Below are 15,948 nucleotides of genomic sequence, written 5' to 3'. Positions count from 1 at the left end.
AACTATATTCGCTACTATAATTACGACCGCATTAAACTGAAATTAAAAGGGCTGAGTCCTGTGCAATACAGAAATCAGCCCTCGGTAGCCTAGCAATTAATCTGTCCAACTAAATGGGGTCAGTTCAATTGATCGGCTTTTTTTTCGATAACGTCATTTTATGCAGGGTTACATTTATCGTCATCTTTGCGTAGGGTGGGCACGGTTTTGTGCCCCTGTATTCCTATAGGGAGGGAGTCTGTGCCTGCATGCACAGACCGTTCCGTAGGTGAGTGGCATGCCACTCAAAATCCCTACTACACCAAGCGTAACGGTTAATAAACAATGGATTTTTTTGGGGATGTCTTTAATCGGAGGTAACGCGTGGACACAAAAAACCGTGCCCACCCTACGTCTTATTCCATCACCAAACCATCAAAAGCCGCATTGTTTATTTAACGATGCGCCGTGTTAACCTAGATTCCCGCCTGCGCGGGAATGACGTTGTTGACGGTATGGTGTGTCGCTATAACGAATTTAAGCAGCTACTTTTGTTTTCGCCGCCGCTTTCTTAACCGGCTTTTTAGCTGCACCAGCTACTTTAGGTTTGCGTTCTTCAAATTCAAAGCTGATCTTGCCGTCTTTGGCTTTCACCAAAAATGCTTTAAACGGGCGACGGGTGCGTTGTGAGATAAAGCCAGGTAATAAGTCAGTTTTGCCATCAACCAGCAATTTAACCATTTGCTCAGGCAAAATCTCTTGTTGCAAGATAATCCGGCCGCTGCGGAAATCACAGGCCTTCGGTTTTGCCACTGTCTTTTCACATACATAACCCAAACCGAGTTCGTACACATTGGACGCGCATTTTGGGCAAGGCCCTAATACGGCATGTCCGGTGAAATCGACTGGTTCAGCGTCTTCGTCATCTTGATTTTGTCCAAAGTCGAATTCGAGCTTGAGATTAGTACCTTCATCGTCAGGCACAATTTTCAGAATGGCGGCAAACGGGCGACCCATTTTAGAGCGGAAGCCTTGCAGCGGACCGATTTCACGTTTGGCTAATAACTCTTCCACTTCGGCTACTTCAAACTGACGGCTGCCTGGCGTTTTGGAAATATTAAACTCGCATTTGGTGCAGGCGAAACGACGGTAGTTTTCTTTCACTACCCCGCCGCAATGCGGGCATGGCGTAGTTAAGGTGGAGTAGTCGCCGGGGATCGTGTCGTTGTTGTATTCTTTGGCGCGCTTGACGATGATTTGGGTCATCTGGGCAATTTCGCGCATGAATTCTTCACGGCTAATTTGGCCTTTTTCCATTTGCGCGAGTTTATGTTCCCAGCCGCCGGTGAGTTCCGGTGAGGTGAGTTCATCCACACCCAAGCCGCGTAGCAACGTCATCAGCTGGAACGCTTTGGCGGTCGGTTGTAATTCGCGGCCCTCACGTAATAAATAGCGTTCAGTCAGCAAGCCTTCAATAATGGTGGCGCGGGTCGCTGGTGTACCTAAACCTTTGCCTGTCATGGCGGCGCGTAATTCATCGTCATCCATCAATTTACCGGCACCTTCCATCGCCGATAAAATCGTCGCTTCGGTATAGCGGGCTGGCGGTTTAGTGACTAACTCATTGCCGTGTATCGATTCGGTTTTGACTTTTTCGTTTTTGGCGACGGCGACCAGAGTGCCGTTATCTTCACCGTCGGCGGCCATTTCTTTACCATAAATAGCCAACCAGCCGGGTTTGGTCATGACCTTACCGTCGGTTTTGAAATGATGTCCGGAGACTTCGGTGATACGGGTCGTGATCTGGAATTCTGCTGCTGGGAAAAACACCGCCATAAAGCGCCGTGTGACTAAGTCATACAGTTTTTGTTCTGGTTCGGATAAGTTTTTAGGCGCTTGTGTGGTTGGGATAATAGCAAAGTGATCCGAGATTTTTGTGTTATCAAAAATCCGTTTGTTTGGCTTAACCCAGCCTTGATTCAAAATGGTGGATGAAAACTGTTGGTAATTATTATTTTCTGAAATCACTTCCAACGTTTGCTTCACCGAAGCAATATAGTCTTCCGGCAAATGACGTGAATCGGTACGCGGATACGTCAATACTTTATGTTTTTCATACAAGGCTTGAGCTAAACCGAGCGTGTTTTTAGCGGAGAAGCCAAAGCGTGAGTTGGCTTCGCGTTGTAAGCTGGTCAAGTCAAATAAGGCCGGTGCTAATTGTGTGGCTGGTTTTGATTCTTCTGTAACCACGCCAATCTTGTTACGGCACGCCGTCACGATCGAATCAGCAGCAGTTTGGCTCCATAAGCGTTCAGCGCGTTGCTCTGGATCTAATTCATTCTTTTTATGCTGATGATCGAGCCAGCGGCCTTCATAAATACCAGCGGCGCAGACAAATTCAGCGCGTACTTCCCAATAAGCGCGTGGCACAAATTGTTTAATTTTTTCTTCGCGTTCCACCACAATCGACAGCGTTGGGGTTTGTACCCGACCTACTGTAGTCAGGTAAAAACCGCCTTCTTTCGAGTTAAACGCGGTCATGGCGCGGGTGCCGTTAATTCCGATCAGCCAATCTGCTTCCGAGCGGCAACGCGCTGCATCGGCTAACGGTAGCATTTCGCTGTCAGTACGCAAGCGTGAGAAACCGTCGCGTATTGCGTTTTGGGTCATGGATTGTAACCATAAGCGCGTTACCGGCTGTTTGGCTTTGGCGTGCTGTGCAATCAGGCGGAAAATCAGTTCACCTTCGCGGCCCGCATCGCATGCGTTGATTAGGGCGGATACATCTTTGCGTTTAATTAATTTAGTGAGAACTTTTAAGCGTGCTTCGGTTTTAGCAATGGGATTCAACGCAAAGTGCGGCGGTATCATCGGTAAATTAGCAAAACTCCATTTGCCGCGCTTGACGTCATATTCTTCCGGCACTGTAATTTCGAGCAAATGCCCGACAGCGGAAGACAGGACGTAGTCATCGGATTCAAAGTACTCATCGTGTTTGGTGAAACCACCTAGGGCCTTGGCAATGTCAGAGGCGACAGAAGGCTTTTCGGCGATGATGAGGGTTTTGGTCATTTTTTTGTTCTCAGGTAAATTCTAATATGGCGCAAGTAAACACTATAGTTGTAACCGAGGTAAAGCTATAGTGCAAAATTTCGCCAATGATAAAGCAAATTTGTAAAATACACGCTGTTATAGGGTAATTTTGCGTTTAACTTGGTATTTGCATTGTAAGTTATGTAATAACTTGCTTGCAAATCAGCAATAAGCGAAGGATTATTTGCCGTGCGAGAGCAGAGTGTTAGTGCAAAAGATGTGGTTTGATGACTTCATCAGATAATAAAAGCTCATCAAACATCAGCAAATCAGGTTCTTTCCCTTGGCTCCAAAGCATCATTAATACGATGATTTTGAGTTTATCCAAGGTAATTGGCGTATCGTCTACTGCTAAAGCGCGCTCAATAACGATCTCGCGTTGCTGTGAAGTAAGCAGTTTCGCTGATTCCAAAAAATGAATAAAACCAACAGCAGGAATGCCCAGCATGGCGATTTCTTGCGTTGCATAAACACGAAATCCGGTTGATTCTGGCTGTTCAGGAATAGTTAGCGTGGTTTGAGTCAATATATCTAACCAGTCGATGGCCTCGGAAATTTCATCTTCGTCAAAACCAACCGCTGACAGTTTCTTAGCCAGTGCTTGCGGCTCAGGGCAAGCATCAGGACGGTAATAGGTCTCGTAGAGGTAAACTAAAATATCAAACATAACGCTACTTTAACTTTTAGCGAGTCAGGATTCAAGTTTTTAAAGAAACTATTTATCCCAGGCGGCGATATAAACCGCCAGCCAACACTTCCACGTGACCATCTAACTCCAGCATCAGTAACTTAGCGCTCAGTTCGCCACTATCTACATTGCAACGTTGCGCTAAGACATCAGGGTGAATTGGGTCATAGCCGATTGCGATGAGCAGTTCAGATTCAGCCTCAGTTTCAATTTCGTTATTTGTATTGGACGGGAATGGCAGCATGGATTGTGCTGGTTCTGGCTTGCTGTCTAACGTATCTAAACGTAATTCTTGCAAAATATCCTGCGCAGTTTCAACCAGTTTTGCACCTTGCTTAATTAGTAAATGGCAGCCTTTGGCGAGCGGGGAGTGAATGGAGCCGGGAATGGCAAATACATCGCGCCCTTGTTCTAGTGCCATGCGTGCGGTAATTAAAGAGCCGGATTGCGCCGCTGCTTCAATCACTAAGACACCTTGGGATAACCCAGAAATTAAGCGATTGCGGCGCGGGAAGTTGGAGGCAATGGCGGGCGTGCCAAGTGCATACTCACTTACAATGCAGCCGTGCTCGGCTATTTTATGTGCTAAGCCCCGGTTACGCGCTGGGTAAACAATATCTGCACCGGTGCCAATCACGGCAATCGTCGAACCCGAAGTTAAGTCTAAACTCTCTAGTCCACCCTCATGCGCGGCCGTGTCTATACCCAGCGCCATACCAGAAACAATGGTTAGCCCGGATTGACTGAGGTTGCTGGAGAATTGTTTGGCATTGATTGAGCCTTGGGTGCTGGCATTGCGACTGCCAACGACGGCAATGGAGGTGTTACTAAGTAACTCTATCCGGCCTTTTACATATAGGAGTGTGGGCGGATCTGGGATTTCGAGTAGCAGCGTCGGATAGTTGTTATCGGCTAGCGTGATGAGGAAGTTATTTGGTTCTGCGCACCACAAGTGAGTGCGTTCAATTAAAGCCAGGATTGTTTCAGTTGGCGGCTCGCAAAGTGCTTTTGCTTGCCGTTCTGAAACAACCTGTTTTAATGCTGCGTAACTTGCCGAAAAAATTTGATCTGGGAGACCAAATTCAAGCAGCAATTTTCTTGCTGCTTCACATCCAATTCCCGGTGTTGCAGTTAATCGTATCCAGTCACTTACGTCTGACACGCAAACGCCTTATTCCGGCTTTCTGACGATATCGCCGACTTGAGCTGAATCGGTTACCTGCATAATCAGACCGTAAGAAATGTTTTTAAATACGCGATAGATAAATAAAGTACCGTATTGTTCATCAGGCAATTTGATGACTGATTTGCTTTTGGTTTTATCGGCAATGATGTCGCCCAAACGATACAGTTGCAATACGGTTCCGATATCGATGCCATCTTTTGAGCCGCGATTAATCGAGATCGTTTGATTTTGTCCCGCTTGTGCAACACCGCCGTAGATAGAAACGATGCGTGCATTGACATCAGCGCTTGGCGGATGCGGAACGTAGTTAGCCATTTCACTATTAGGAACAGGCAATAACCGGTCGCCCACAGTCATTTCTTCTTTTGAGGTGGTGACTAAGAACGTATGCGCTTCATTATCAGTTTTACCTTCCCGGGTTAATTTAAGCGTGCCCAGGTAAGCTGATTCGTAACCAATGATTTTATTGGTCTCAGGATCTTTTAATGGTGTTGACGGACGATACACCTGGAAGAAGCTACCGCCATGCAGATCACCCATGGCATAAACTTTTTCAGATTTACCAGCATTCACATGACCTTGTTGAGCTGAAACAATGCGCGGTGTATCTTTTAATTCATTCTCTTCGAGAATTAATGGCTGCGATAAGAATGGCTCAATAACGTTGGAAGGAATTGTGGTGATAGCATTGCTGGCTAAATTTTCTCCGCGTATTTGTGGAGAAAGGCGTACCGTTGGTATATTGCCCGGGCTTGTGTCCGAACCGCCGCCGCCAGCCGGTTGACCAAGTCGCAGACGTCCTGCAGCGCGATCAAAGTAGACGATTTGACCTGGGTAAATCCAATGTGGATTTTTAATGTCTTCACGATTCATGCCCCAAACTTGCGGCCAGCACCAAGCGTGTTCCAGAAACATTTGGGAAATGCCCCATAAAGTATCGCCCTTGACGACTAAATGCTGATCAGGCGCATTAGGCAAAAATGCACATTGAGTTTGAGGTGCATTCATTTCATCAGCGGCAAAAACTGACGAGCTTAAAGCAAGGAGCAGCGCGATTGTGCTAAACTTTTTCATTATTTATCCATTGCGTACAGCCAATTTTGAGAAGTATTATCAAAAATATCCTCATTGGTTGCGGTTGCTAAGTAGTGGTTAAGACCGACAGTTGCTAATTTGAATCAAATTTTGCACATAAATCCTTGAACTAGCAAGAGAAAACGCGCTTAAGTTGCGCGAAAGTCCCATGACAATATTAACAATACTACGCTATCCAGACAAACGGCTGCATAAAATTGCAAAACCAGTGACAAATTTTGACGACCGTTTAAAGAAATTAGTCGCTGATATGGCTGAAACTATGTACGAAGCGCCTGGAGTTGGCTTAGCTGCCTCACAAGTTGATGAGCATATTCAGCTTGTGGTGATAGATGTTTCAGAAACGCAAAATGAGTTACAAGTTTTAATTAACCCAGAAATTACTTGGGCCAGCGAAGAAAAAATACTCTACGACGAAGGTTGCCTCTCGGTACCTGGTATTTACGATGGCGTTGAACGTTCAACCGAAGTTAACGTGCGTGCACTGAATTTAGATGGCAAGCCGTTTGAGCTGAACGCCGACGGTTTATTGGCGGTTTGTGTGCAACATGAACTAGACCATTTAAAAGGTATCGTGTTCGTTGAGTATTTATCGCCTTTAAAGCGTAATCGTATTAAAACACGGATGCTAAAAGAAGAACGCGAATTGGAACGTAGCAGTGGGCGAGGAAATAATGCCGCATCGCAAGCACCTAGACGTAATCGTTTATGAAGGTAGTATTTGCTGGGACACCTGAATTTGCTGCCACCGCGTTAGCCGCGATTCAAGCTGCAGGCCATGAAGTGGTGCTGGTACTAACTCAACCTGATCGTCCGGCTGGGCGAGGAATGCAGCTCCATGCTTCTGCTGTTAAGCAATTTGCTTTGCAGCATCAAATACCGGTTCTTCAGCCTATGTCGTTGAAGCTGGATGGTAAATACCCCGAACAAGCACACGATGCGCATGAATTACTGAAGGCAACTCCGCATGACGTAATGATTGTTGCTGCGTATGGCTTAATTTTGCCGGAATCGATATTAACTATTCCCCTCTATGGTTGCCTGAATATTCACGCTTCCTTATTGCCGCGCTGGCGCGGTGCTGCGCCGATCCATCGTGCTATTGAAGCGGGCGACGCTGAAACCGGCATCACGATCATGCAAATGGATCAAGGGTTAGATACTGGAGCGATGTTGTCTATGCAGCGCATTCCAATTGCTGCTGCGGATACTACGACGGCTTTGCACGATAAATTGGCGGAGCTGGGCGGGCAAATGATCGTGAGTGTTTTGCAGCAATTGCCCACAGGCGGGCTAACTGCGATTGCACAGCCGGAGCAAGGGATTACCTACGCTGCCAAAATCGCTAAAGAAGAAGCCGCATTGGACTTTGCGCTACCTGCTACTGTATTAGAGCGAAAAATTCGCGCATTTAATCCGTTCCCAGGTGCTTGCGGTGTCGTCAATGGCGTAACGCTAAAGTTATGGTGTGCTGAATTAGCCGAGCGGCCTGACTCAGCAAAAGTCGGGCAACTGATACTGCAAGATCATATGTTGCTGGTGGCGTGTGGCGAAGGAGCGTTGCGTTTGTTCGAGTTGCAAAAGCCAGGAGGAAAGCGTTTGCCTACAGCTGAATTCTTGAAGGGGTTTGCGCTTGATGACAAAAGTTGCTTTGAATGAAGGGTGTTCATTATATGTTGGAGCAGCTCTTGCTGAATCAATTATATGTTTTGTGAATATCTGATATGTGAAAAATAAACTAGGAAAATTATCGTTGGACGACTATAGTTGCACCTGTCTCCTCCAAAACCCTCCTAAGGAATTGGATTTAACCCGTAACCTGTATAAGGTCGCGGGTTTTTTTTTACCTAAACGTTTTTTTCCTGTTAGAACGTATATCCGGCGGTAGTTATCTGGATTACAATCTCAACATGCCGTTGTTGACGGCAACATGCACTATCCAGATTGATTTAAAAAGGAGTAACGATGTCTCTACTACGATATGCTCAGCGCAGCTTTAGTTTTCTTTGGCGCATGCTGGATGGCGGTCGACGGATTTTTTTGAATTTGCTCTTTCTAATTGTCATCATTTTTATAGCCGTAGGGCTGTTTGGTGGCGGCATTAAAAAACTGGACGATAAAACCGCATTAATCTTGGATTTGCGCGGCAATCTGGTCGAGCAGCAAAGCGGCAGTACTAGCCAGTTATTGATGATGCAAGCGCAGGGAGAGAAAAAAGATTATACCCAGTTGCGCGATGTACTTGATGTCTTGGACGCCGCAGCGAAAGACAAAAAAATAACCAGTATCGTGTTATTGCTGGATGAAATGCAAAACGCCGGTTTGCCGATGTTGCGCGAAGTTGCAGCAGGCTTGGACCGTTTTAAAGCCAGCGGTAAAACTATTGTCGCTTGGGGCTCCAGCTTTAATCAGAAGCAATACTTCTTGGCAGCGCATGCGAATGAAGTGTATGTGCATCCGATGGGGATGGTTGCGCTGGAAGGTTTTGGCGGTTACAAAAACTATTACCGTGATGCGCTAGACAAACTAGGCATTACCGTTAATTTGATGCGGGTCGGTACATATAAAAGCTTTGCAGAACCGTATATCGCTAATGGACCATCTAATGCCGCATCGGAAGCAGAAGCATTTTTATATAACGATCTGTGGGCAACCTACACTAATGATGTAGAAAAAGCGCGCAAATTAGGATCTGGCAGCATCATGCGTAATATTGATGATTTGCCCAACCAAATCAAACAAGTGAATGGTGATTTGGCACAATTGGCACTCAACGATAAATTAGTAGACGGCTTAAAAACCCGCGATGAATTGCGTCAACTGATGTTGGATCGTGGCGTTAAAGACGCGCAAACAAAAAGCTTCCGCCAAGTTAATTATGAAGATTACTTAGCTCGTCAAAAACCGATTATTAATCCCAATGGCAACGCCATCGGCGTGATCGTTGCTGAAGGTGAAATTAGTGACGGCATGGCGCCTCCAGGCTCTATCGGTGGCTTATCCACCGCCAACTTAATCCGTAAAGCCCGTGAAGATGACCAGATTAAAGCACTGGTATTGCGGATCGATTCTCCCGGCGGTAGCGCATTTGGCTCAGAGTTGATTCGTCGCGAACTGGAAATTACTCGTCTGGCTGGCAAGCCGGTCGTGGTTTCGATGGGTAATGTTGCCGCTTCCGGTGGTTATTGGATATCAATGAGCGCCGATGAGGTTTTCGCTGATGCCGCAACCATTACCGGTTCCATCGGCGTGTTTGCACTTTTGCCGACCGCCGATAAAGCGATGGAAAAAATTGGCGTGCATAGCGCTGGCACTACTACGACTTGGTTGCGTGGTGGCTATGATCCGATGCGTCCGATAGACCCGCGTTTTGCTGAATTGATTCAGCAAAGTGTGAACCATATCTATGCCGAATTCACGAGCAAAGCAGCTGTCGCACGTAAGTCAACGCCTGAGAAAATCGATGAAGTAGCACAAGGTCGGGTCTGGACTGGCCAGCAAGCCAAAGAACGCGGCTTGGTTGATACTTTGGGAAGTTATGGTGACGCGATTAAGTCTGCTGCAGCAAGAGCCAAGCTGACTGGTAATTACAATGTGGATTATATTGAAGCCGAGCCAACCGGGCTTGATCGTTTCTTTAAAATATTTGATATCTCGATAGCAAAAGTAGTTTCTGATCATTTCAATGTCAACATATTGCCAGCCGGAATTCCTCCTAAGGCTGCGCAAGAAATGACAAATGATATGCGCTGGTTATCAGATATGACCGACCGTAATAAGGCGTTTAGTGTGGTGACGCATTGCATGTGCAGCGTACCATGATATGAACCCATAGCCTGGTTACTTAGTGTTTAACGAAAAAGTCTCATCGGTTGAAATGCCGATGAGGCTTTTTTTGTAATATCAAAAGCAATCTGACACCTTAATTCGGTGAACAGCGTCTACATAGCGAAGGCGGTGCCGGTGATGGCATTTCTTAATGCTAGCCCGCCTAGCACCACAAAAATGATGGATGCAATAATGTGCACGGCCTTGATTGGGAGCTTGTTGGCAAAACGGCTGCCAAGGTAAATAACCGGCACGTTCGCCAGTATCATACCCAATGTGCTGCCGCTGACCACTCCAAAAAAATCATGGTAACGCGCCGCCAAGGCAATCGTCACAATCTGCGTTTTATCACCCATTTCCGCGAGAAAGAAAACGAACACCGTAGTACCAAATACGCCCATCGCTTTCTTGGGCATGGCAAGTTCGCCTTCGTCCAGCTTATCGGGGATCAAAATCCATCCTGCCATCAGTACAAACGACGCGACGACCGCCCAATTCAGCACGGTGGGATTTAATATGCCAGATAATAAGGTGCCTAATCCGCCAGCTCCGGCATGGTTGGCGAGCGTCGCAACCAATACACCAAGAGCGATCGGCAAGGGTTTGCGATAACGCGCAGCGAGGACGAGGGATAGTAATTGCGTTTTATCGCCAATTTCGGCTAACGCGACGACACTGGTTGAAACTAGAAATGGTTGTAACACATTGGACTCCTTGACCGGTAGAAACGCGATGACCGCATGCTACCCCGGCCATGCGGAAGCAATACGGTCAAAGGTCTCGCCAAATTCTTGGAATCACTTACACCATGTCGCGGGCGACAAGTCTGTTGATGTAAGTCCCTTTCTAGATGAAGGGCGGCTACTCCCCAATGACAGCCCGCATTATAACAATGCATTCAACGGGTTTGCTACCAGCTATTTTTATTATTCTGTTTTGCGTGAAGCGCAGGACTGGCAAGGTTTGGCAGTGCCGTGGTGAAAAGTTTCTTTTGGGAATTAATTTAGAGGTGCTAGACTTAACTGCAGCTAGACTTAAAAAGCAAATAGACAGGCTATGCCTGTCTATTTGATCTGGACTAACATCAAAACGGGTGAATCTTATTTTGATGCAGCTGGAGTTGCGGCTGGTGTTGAAGCGGCAGCTGCTTTATGGTGCTTTTTATGTTTTTTTACTGGTGTTGAAGCAGGAGTGCTGGCTGGCATTGCAGCTGGTGTAGCGGCTGGTGCTGGAGTTGAAGCGGCAGCTGGAGTAGCTGGAGCAGCAGCGAAAGCAGAAACAGCAAACAAACTAGCAACTAATGCGGAGATAATGGTTTTCATGTTAGATCCTATTAAGTTTAGACTACGTTAAGTAAAGCAACCCACGCTCTAATAACGGGGTGTGCGGGTTGTGGTTGACAAGGTTTTTTCAGATTTCCACTTTATTTTTAACTTTTTTTAATCGCATGGGTAATTTAATGAAATATCAGGCATTAATTAGAAAATTTGAGCACCGTGATTTGAACGAGCTGGCCCAATTGTTTGACGCATATCGTCAATTTTATGAGCAAGCACCTGATTTGGCGCTTGCCGAACACTACCTGGCTACGAGAGTGGAAAAGCGCGAATCCGTTATTTTGGTCGCCGAAAACAGCGCGGGCGGCCTGAGCGGATTTTGCCAGTTGTACCCCACATTTTGCTCAGTATTGGCGCAACCAATTTATGTTTTATATGACTTGTTCGTCAGCCCAGAGGCACGCGGCAACGGCGTTGCGAAGCATTTACTTAATGCGGCACGTGAACTGGGGATTTCCGACGGTAAAGCCCGGCTTGATCTGACAACGGCAAAAACTAATAGTACGGCGCAATCGCTGTATGCGTCGCTAGGTTGGGTGCGGGATGAAGAGTTTTATACGTATAACCTGACTTTGGATTAAGTATTAATTTATAACTAATTTTTAAATATCATCGCTTCCCCACAGGCAGGAATCCACCATTCTACGTTGTAGCCGTTGCTCCTCGCCTGCGCGAGGATGGTGAGTAATGGTTACGTTACCTGTTTCAAAAAAACAAGGGAGTATATGAAAAGGGCGTAAATAGCATCATTTTCCGCCTTTATTCATAGCGCAAAGCCTCAATCGGATCAAGATTGGCCGCTTTTGCCGCCGGCATAATGCCAAACACAATGCCGACTACGCTGGAAAAACCGAAAGACAGCAGCACCGCCCACCAAGGTACGGAGGCAGCGGGGAAGTTGGGAATCATTTTTGCCGCGCCGATGCCGAGCAAATAGCCAAGTCCCAAACCAATCAGACCGCCCAAAATCGACAAGAGCACGGCTTCAATTAAGAACTGCATCAAAATATGGTGGCGTTGTGCACCCAAGGCTTTGCAGATGCCGATTTCGCGGGTGCGCTCAGTGACCGACACCAACATAATATTCATAATCCCAATCCCGCCAACCAGCAAAGAAACGCTGACGATGCCGCCTAACACCAAGGTCATGGTGTCGATGATTTTTGAAAAAGTATCGGTTAGTTGCTGCGCTGTTTGTACTTTGAAATCGTTAGCCTGGCCGGGTTTTAAACGATGTAATTGGCGCAGCAATGCGGTAACCCGATCCTGGATTTCATCGAGCTGCTCCATTTGATCAACCGTAAATGTGATGACAACACTAATTTTGGCGGCATTGCCAGCGATGGTTTGGCCGACCGAAAACGGAATTAAGGCGTAATCGTCCTGGCTTATGCCAAACATTTCACCGCGAGATTCGGTCACGCCGATGACCTTAAACCATTCGCCGCCGATTTCAATATAACTGCCGAGCGGATCATTCGGTAGCTTTAAGTTTTCACGTAATTTACTGCCAATTACGCACACTTTGCGGCGTGACTGATTGTCGTCGCTAGTAATAAACCGACCTAATTCAGGATAAATTTGGTTAGCGTCCTGGTAGTTCGTCGTAATCGCCTGAACCCGGGTGAAGGTTGAGGTGCTGCTGTTTTTTACGGTCGTGCCCGAATTGCCAAATGGCATGAAGGATGGTGAAACATTGCTCACGCCTTCAATATGCTGCAATACTTGGGAATAATCATTCAAGCTCAAACGATTCACAACTCCTTGCAACTGGAGTTCAAACGGTGTGTAAGCGTACACCGTTAAACTGTTGGAGCCCAAGCCCTTAAATTGGTCACCAATGGTGGCAGAAAAACCTTGAATAATTGAGACCACGGCAATCACCGAAGCAACGCCGATGATGATGCCGAGTGCGGTCAAAAAACTGCGCAACGCATGAGCGCGGATGCTGAGTAAAGCGGAGCGTATGCTTTCAAGAAAACTAACCACGGACTATTTCCTCAGTTGGAGACAGCGCTGTAGTTGATGCTGTATTTGTATCAGTGAGAACCCGTCCATCAGATAAGCGCACCGTTCGTTGACAGTGGTTGGCGATGTCGGGTTCGTGCGTCACCACAATGATGGTTTGCCCTTCCGAGTGCAAGGTATCAAACAAGCTCATGATGTCGGCAGCGGTGGTGGAATCTAAGTTGCCGGTGGGTTCATCTGCCAGCAATATAGACGGCTCGCCGCATAAAGCACGTGCAATCGCAACCCGTTGGCGCTGCCCGCCGGAGAGCTGGTTGGGTAAGTGGTCAACGCGATTTTCTAAGCCGACTCGTGCTAACACTTGTCGCGCACGTCGCTCGCGTTCAGCCGGTCGAATGCCGCGATAAATCAGCGGCTGCATGACATTTTGCAGCGCTGTAGCGCGCGGCAGCAAATTAAAACTCTGAAAAATAAAACCGATTTCACGGTTCCTGGTTTGCGCCAGTTCAGCTTGACTCATGCTGGCCACATTGCGGCCATTTAAAGAATAGCTGCCTCTGCTCGGCGTATCCAAACAGCCCAAAATATTCATCATGGTGGATTTGCCCGAACCTGAAGAGCCGATGAATGCCATGTATTCATTGCGTTGAATGGTGAGATTAATGCCATCCAGCGCCGCAATGATTTCCCCACCCATTTGGTATTGTTTGCCGATGTCGTGCAAGCGTATGAGTTCAGTCATTTTTTAACCGCAGCGGTTTCATTGGCTGCGCTAGCCTGCAATTTTTCATCGGGTTTTAAGTGGCGCAAAATTTTATAAGGGCCGATGATGACGGAGTCTCCCTGCGTTAAACCTGCCACGATTTCTTGATTAGTATCATCAGAAATACCCAGTTTCACTACCCGCTTGTGGCTGACGCCATTTTCTAGCACAAACACATAGTTTTCAATTTTGACCGTTGCTTTGTTTTTTGTTTTATTGTCCGCGCCAACATCGGTTTGTTGATCATTATTCGACTGCACCGCTTGCAATGGAACTGCCAAGGATTTGCCTGAAGTAGCGGTATAAATTTCAGCGCGACACGTCATGCCGGGATGAAGAATCAGTTTGTCTGGATTGGCAATGCTGACTTTAACGGAATAGTTACGCGCCAACGATGTGCCTGTTTGTCCTGAGTCTTTTTTTGGTGATAAAGGAATCGTTTTAACCACGCCGGTCAGTGGTGTATCGGGATAAGCAGCGGTATGAATCAGCACTTCTTGCCCAAGCATAATCCGGGCAATATCGGCTTCATCCACATTCACTTCAGCCATTAAGCTGGCGGTGTTGGCGATCGTCATCAGGCTGGAACCGGCAATGCCGATTTGGCTGGCTACCGCCGTTTCACCGACCTTGATATCTAAGGAAGTGACCGTGCCAGAAATCGGTGAACGGATATTGGTTTTAGCTAAACGTTCCATGCTTTGATTGAGCACCGCTTGCGCTTGCTGCAAACCTTCGCGGCTTTTGCGCAATTCAATTTTAGATAAATCAAAAGCGTAGCGGGCATCATCTAATGCCGAATCAGAAACCATCTTCAAACGCTGCATATCCAGTTTGCGTTGGTACTGACTGGTTTGATTGGTGATGCTGAGTTGTTGATGTTCAATATCAATCTGCCCTTGTCGAACCAGCGCCTGCTGCTGCGCTAAATCGGCGCGATAAGCCTGATCGTCCAGCGTGAGAACGACCTGGCCAGCCTCAACATGGTCGCCTTCTTTCACTAGAACCGAGCGGACTTTGCCGATCACTTCCGGCGACAATAACGCCTGCTCCTGAAACACTAAATTACCGGATGCAAGAATCGACGCCTTGATCTCACGCGGCGCTACTTTTTGCACCTCGACCAATTGGGCTGTCTCACTATGCACCAGCTTGAGCAGGAAAGGCACGGCGAATAGGCAGGCGATTCCTGTGAATACTAACCATTTACGTTTCATGATGCCTTATGCATTAAGTTGATTACTGCCATTACGCCATAAATGATCAGGCACGGTGTTACGACAACAGCGATACTGGTCGCGCGCGATTTTTTGCTCCATGTCTGGAAGCCAATCACCATTAGAACCATCACCCAGATGCTAGTGACAGTAATATTGTCTAACAGACCGGCCCAAGGCAGGTTCATGTCGATATGAAAAAATAATTGATTGAGCGAGAGCGGGTTGAGTTGGTTGGGTGCCAGTTGTCCTTGCTGCGTCAATAAAATTTGAATTACGCCCAGAGGAATACTGAGTAAACTCGGCACCGCCGACCAAGTGGCAAAAGCAAACCATTGACCAAAGCCGATGGTTAAGTTGCTGACTTTGGCGACGATAAGAAAATAAACGGCAATCAGCGCATAAAACACGGGAATTCCGATGAATGTGCTCGCAAGTGACATACCGATGAGCGTACTTTTACCCATGAATTTTTTAGCGGCTTCTAGTTGCGCGGGCTCCATGTCTTTTCCGGCTAATAATTTCTCTTGTAACCAGGCGAAATCCACGCTTTGGTAATACCACAGTAAAAGCAGCGCAGATCCAAGCGTGGCAAGCAATAATGGCAGCAACACCATAGAACGTTTTTCAAGTGCGGCAAAGGCGCGGGAAGGCTCGGTGAACATGCTCACCAGGGTTGAAAAAGCGGAGCTGCGAACGTGGTTGATATCGGTTGATGCGGTAGTCGTCATGTGCAATCCTCAACGTTAATGAGTGTGCTGCAAAGGGAATACGGATGGTATGGGCGTAATGAA

Annotated in this window: 15 protein-coding genes and 1 riboswitch; of the genes, 5 read left to right on the top strand and 10 right to left on the bottom strand. The window is 47.0% G+C overall.

The genetic code is table 11. The features are described from left to right. Positions 1–93, top strand: a 93-nt coding sequence (locus tag S2091_RS05495) for an IS3 family transposase (RefSeq protein WP_133166869.1), incomplete at its 5' end; no start/stop codon positions are given. A gap of 423 nt (positions 94–516) precedes the next feature. On the opposite strand, the gene S2091_RS05490 is transcribed toward S2091_RS05495, so the two are convergent. From S2091_RS05490 to S2091_RS05475, 4 genes are all read right to left on the bottom strand, one after another. Next, a complete protein-coding gene (locus S2091_RS05490) occupies positions 517–3,051 on the bottom strand; it encodes a DNA topoisomerase III (protein ID WP_105530783.1) in 2,535 nt (844 codons plus the stop codon). Between the two features lie 226 nt (positions 3,052–3,277). Further along, complete coding sequence (locus tag S2091_RS05485) at positions 3,278–3,739, bottom strand: Smg family protein (protein WP_105530782.1); 462 nt, start codon at positions 3,737–3,739, stop codon at positions 3,278–3,280. 52 nt (positions 3,740–3,791) lie between these two features. Beyond that, complete coding sequence (gene dprA / locus S2091_RS05480) at positions 3,792–4,922, bottom strand: DNA-processing protein DprA (protein ID WP_105530781.1); 1,131 nt, start codon at positions 4,920–4,922, stop codon at positions 3,792–3,794. Between the two features lie 9 nt (positions 4,923–4,931). After that, on the bottom strand, positions 4,932–6,020 hold the full coding sequence (locus S2091_RS05475; RefSeq protein ID WP_105530780.1) for a LysM peptidoglycan-binding domain-containing protein: 1,089 nt from the start codon (positions 6,018–6,020) through the stop codon (positions 4,932–4,934). Positions 6,021–6,189: 169 nt separating this feature from the next. Here S2091_RS05475 and def point away from each other — a divergent pair, with 169 nt between their 5' ends. The 3 genes from def to sppA all read left to right on the top strand — a co-directional run bounded on the left by def (position 6,190) and on the right by sppA (position 9,863). Beyond that, a complete protein-coding gene (def, locus tag S2091_RS05470) occupies positions 6,190–6,753 on the top strand; it encodes a peptide deformylase (protein ID WP_105530779.1) in 564 nt (187 codons plus the stop codon). Further along, positions 6,750–7,700 (top strand): methionyl-tRNA formyltransferase, encoded by a 951-nt coding sequence (gene fmt, locus S2091_RS05465; protein ID WP_105530778.1) that lies wholly within the window; start codon positions 6,750–6,752, stop codon positions 7,698–7,700. The genes def and fmt overlap by 4 nt, the downstream gene beginning before the upstream one ends. Before the next feature lie 306 nt (positions 7,701–8,006). Then, positions 8,007–9,863 carry a signal peptide peptidase SppA gene (gene sppA / locus S2091_RS05460; protein WP_105530777.1) on the top strand — a complete coding sequence of 619 codons (1,857 nt, stop codon included), beginning with the start codon at positions 8,007–8,009 and terminating at the stop codon, positions 9,861–9,863. Positions 9,864–9,982: 119 nt separating this feature from the next. On the opposite strand, the gene S2091_RS05455 is transcribed toward sppA, so the two are convergent. Beyond that, entirely contained in the window at positions 9,983–10,573 is a 591-nt protein-coding gene (locus S2091_RS05455; protein ID WP_105530776.1) for a TMEM165/GDT1 family protein, read from the bottom strand. Positions 10,574–10,576: 3 nt separating this feature from the next. Then, positions 10,577–10,751, bottom strand: a riboswitch (yybP-ykoY riboswitch). Positions 10,752–10,969: 218 nt separating this feature from the next. Then, positions 10,970–11,191, bottom strand: coding sequence for a hypothetical protein (locus S2091_RS05445; protein WP_105530774.1), 222 nt, complete (start codon positions 11,189–11,191; stop codon positions 10,970–10,972). A 137-nt stretch (positions 11,192–11,328) separates the two neighbouring features. Between S2091_RS05445 and S2091_RS05440 the strand changes: the two genes are divergently transcribed. Further along, positions 11,329–11,787: a GNAT family N-acetyltransferase gene (locus tag S2091_RS05440; RefSeq protein ID WP_105530808.1), complete on the top strand. Its 459-nt coding sequence runs from the start codon at positions 11,329–11,331 to the stop codon at positions 11,785–11,787. A gap of 178 nt (positions 11,788–11,965) precedes the next feature. Here S2091_RS05440 and S2091_RS05435 read toward each other — a convergent pair whose 3' ends face one another. The 4 genes from S2091_RS05435 to S2091_RS05420 are packed head-to-tail and all read right to left on the bottom strand — an operon-like array spanning position 11,966 to position 15,885. After that, complete coding sequence (locus S2091_RS05435; protein ID WP_105530773.1) at positions 11,966–13,195, bottom strand: ABC transporter permease; 1,230 nt, start codon at positions 13,193–13,195, stop codon at positions 11,966–11,968. After that, positions 13,188–13,916, bottom strand: a complete 729-nt coding sequence (locus S2091_RS05430) for an ABC transporter ATP-binding protein (RefSeq protein WP_105530772.1) — start codon at positions 13,914–13,916, stop codon at positions 13,188–13,190. The genes S2091_RS05435 and S2091_RS05430 overlap by 8 nt, the downstream gene beginning before the upstream one ends. Next, positions 13,913–15,154, bottom strand: a complete 1,242-nt coding sequence (locus tag S2091_RS05425) for an efflux RND transporter periplasmic adaptor subunit (RefSeq protein ID WP_105530771.1) — start codon at positions 15,152–15,154, stop codon at positions 13,913–13,915. The genes S2091_RS05430 and S2091_RS05425 overlap by 4 nt, the downstream gene beginning before the upstream one ends. Beyond that, positions 15,151–15,885: a YIP1 family protein gene (locus S2091_RS05420; protein ID WP_105530770.1), complete on the bottom strand. Its 735-nt coding sequence runs from the start codon at positions 15,883–15,885 to the stop codon at positions 15,151–15,153. The genes S2091_RS05425 and S2091_RS05420 overlap by 4 nt, the downstream gene beginning before the upstream one ends. Positions 15,886–15,948: the final 63 nt, after the last annotated feature.

It is taken from the genome of Solimicrobium silvestre, assembly GCF_002976435.1.
Classification (GTDB): domain Bacteria; phylum Pseudomonadota; class Gammaproteobacteria; order Burkholderiales; family Burkholderiaceae_D; genus Solimicrobium; species Solimicrobium silvestre.
This window is presented reverse-complemented; position numbering and strand designations above follow the sequence as displayed.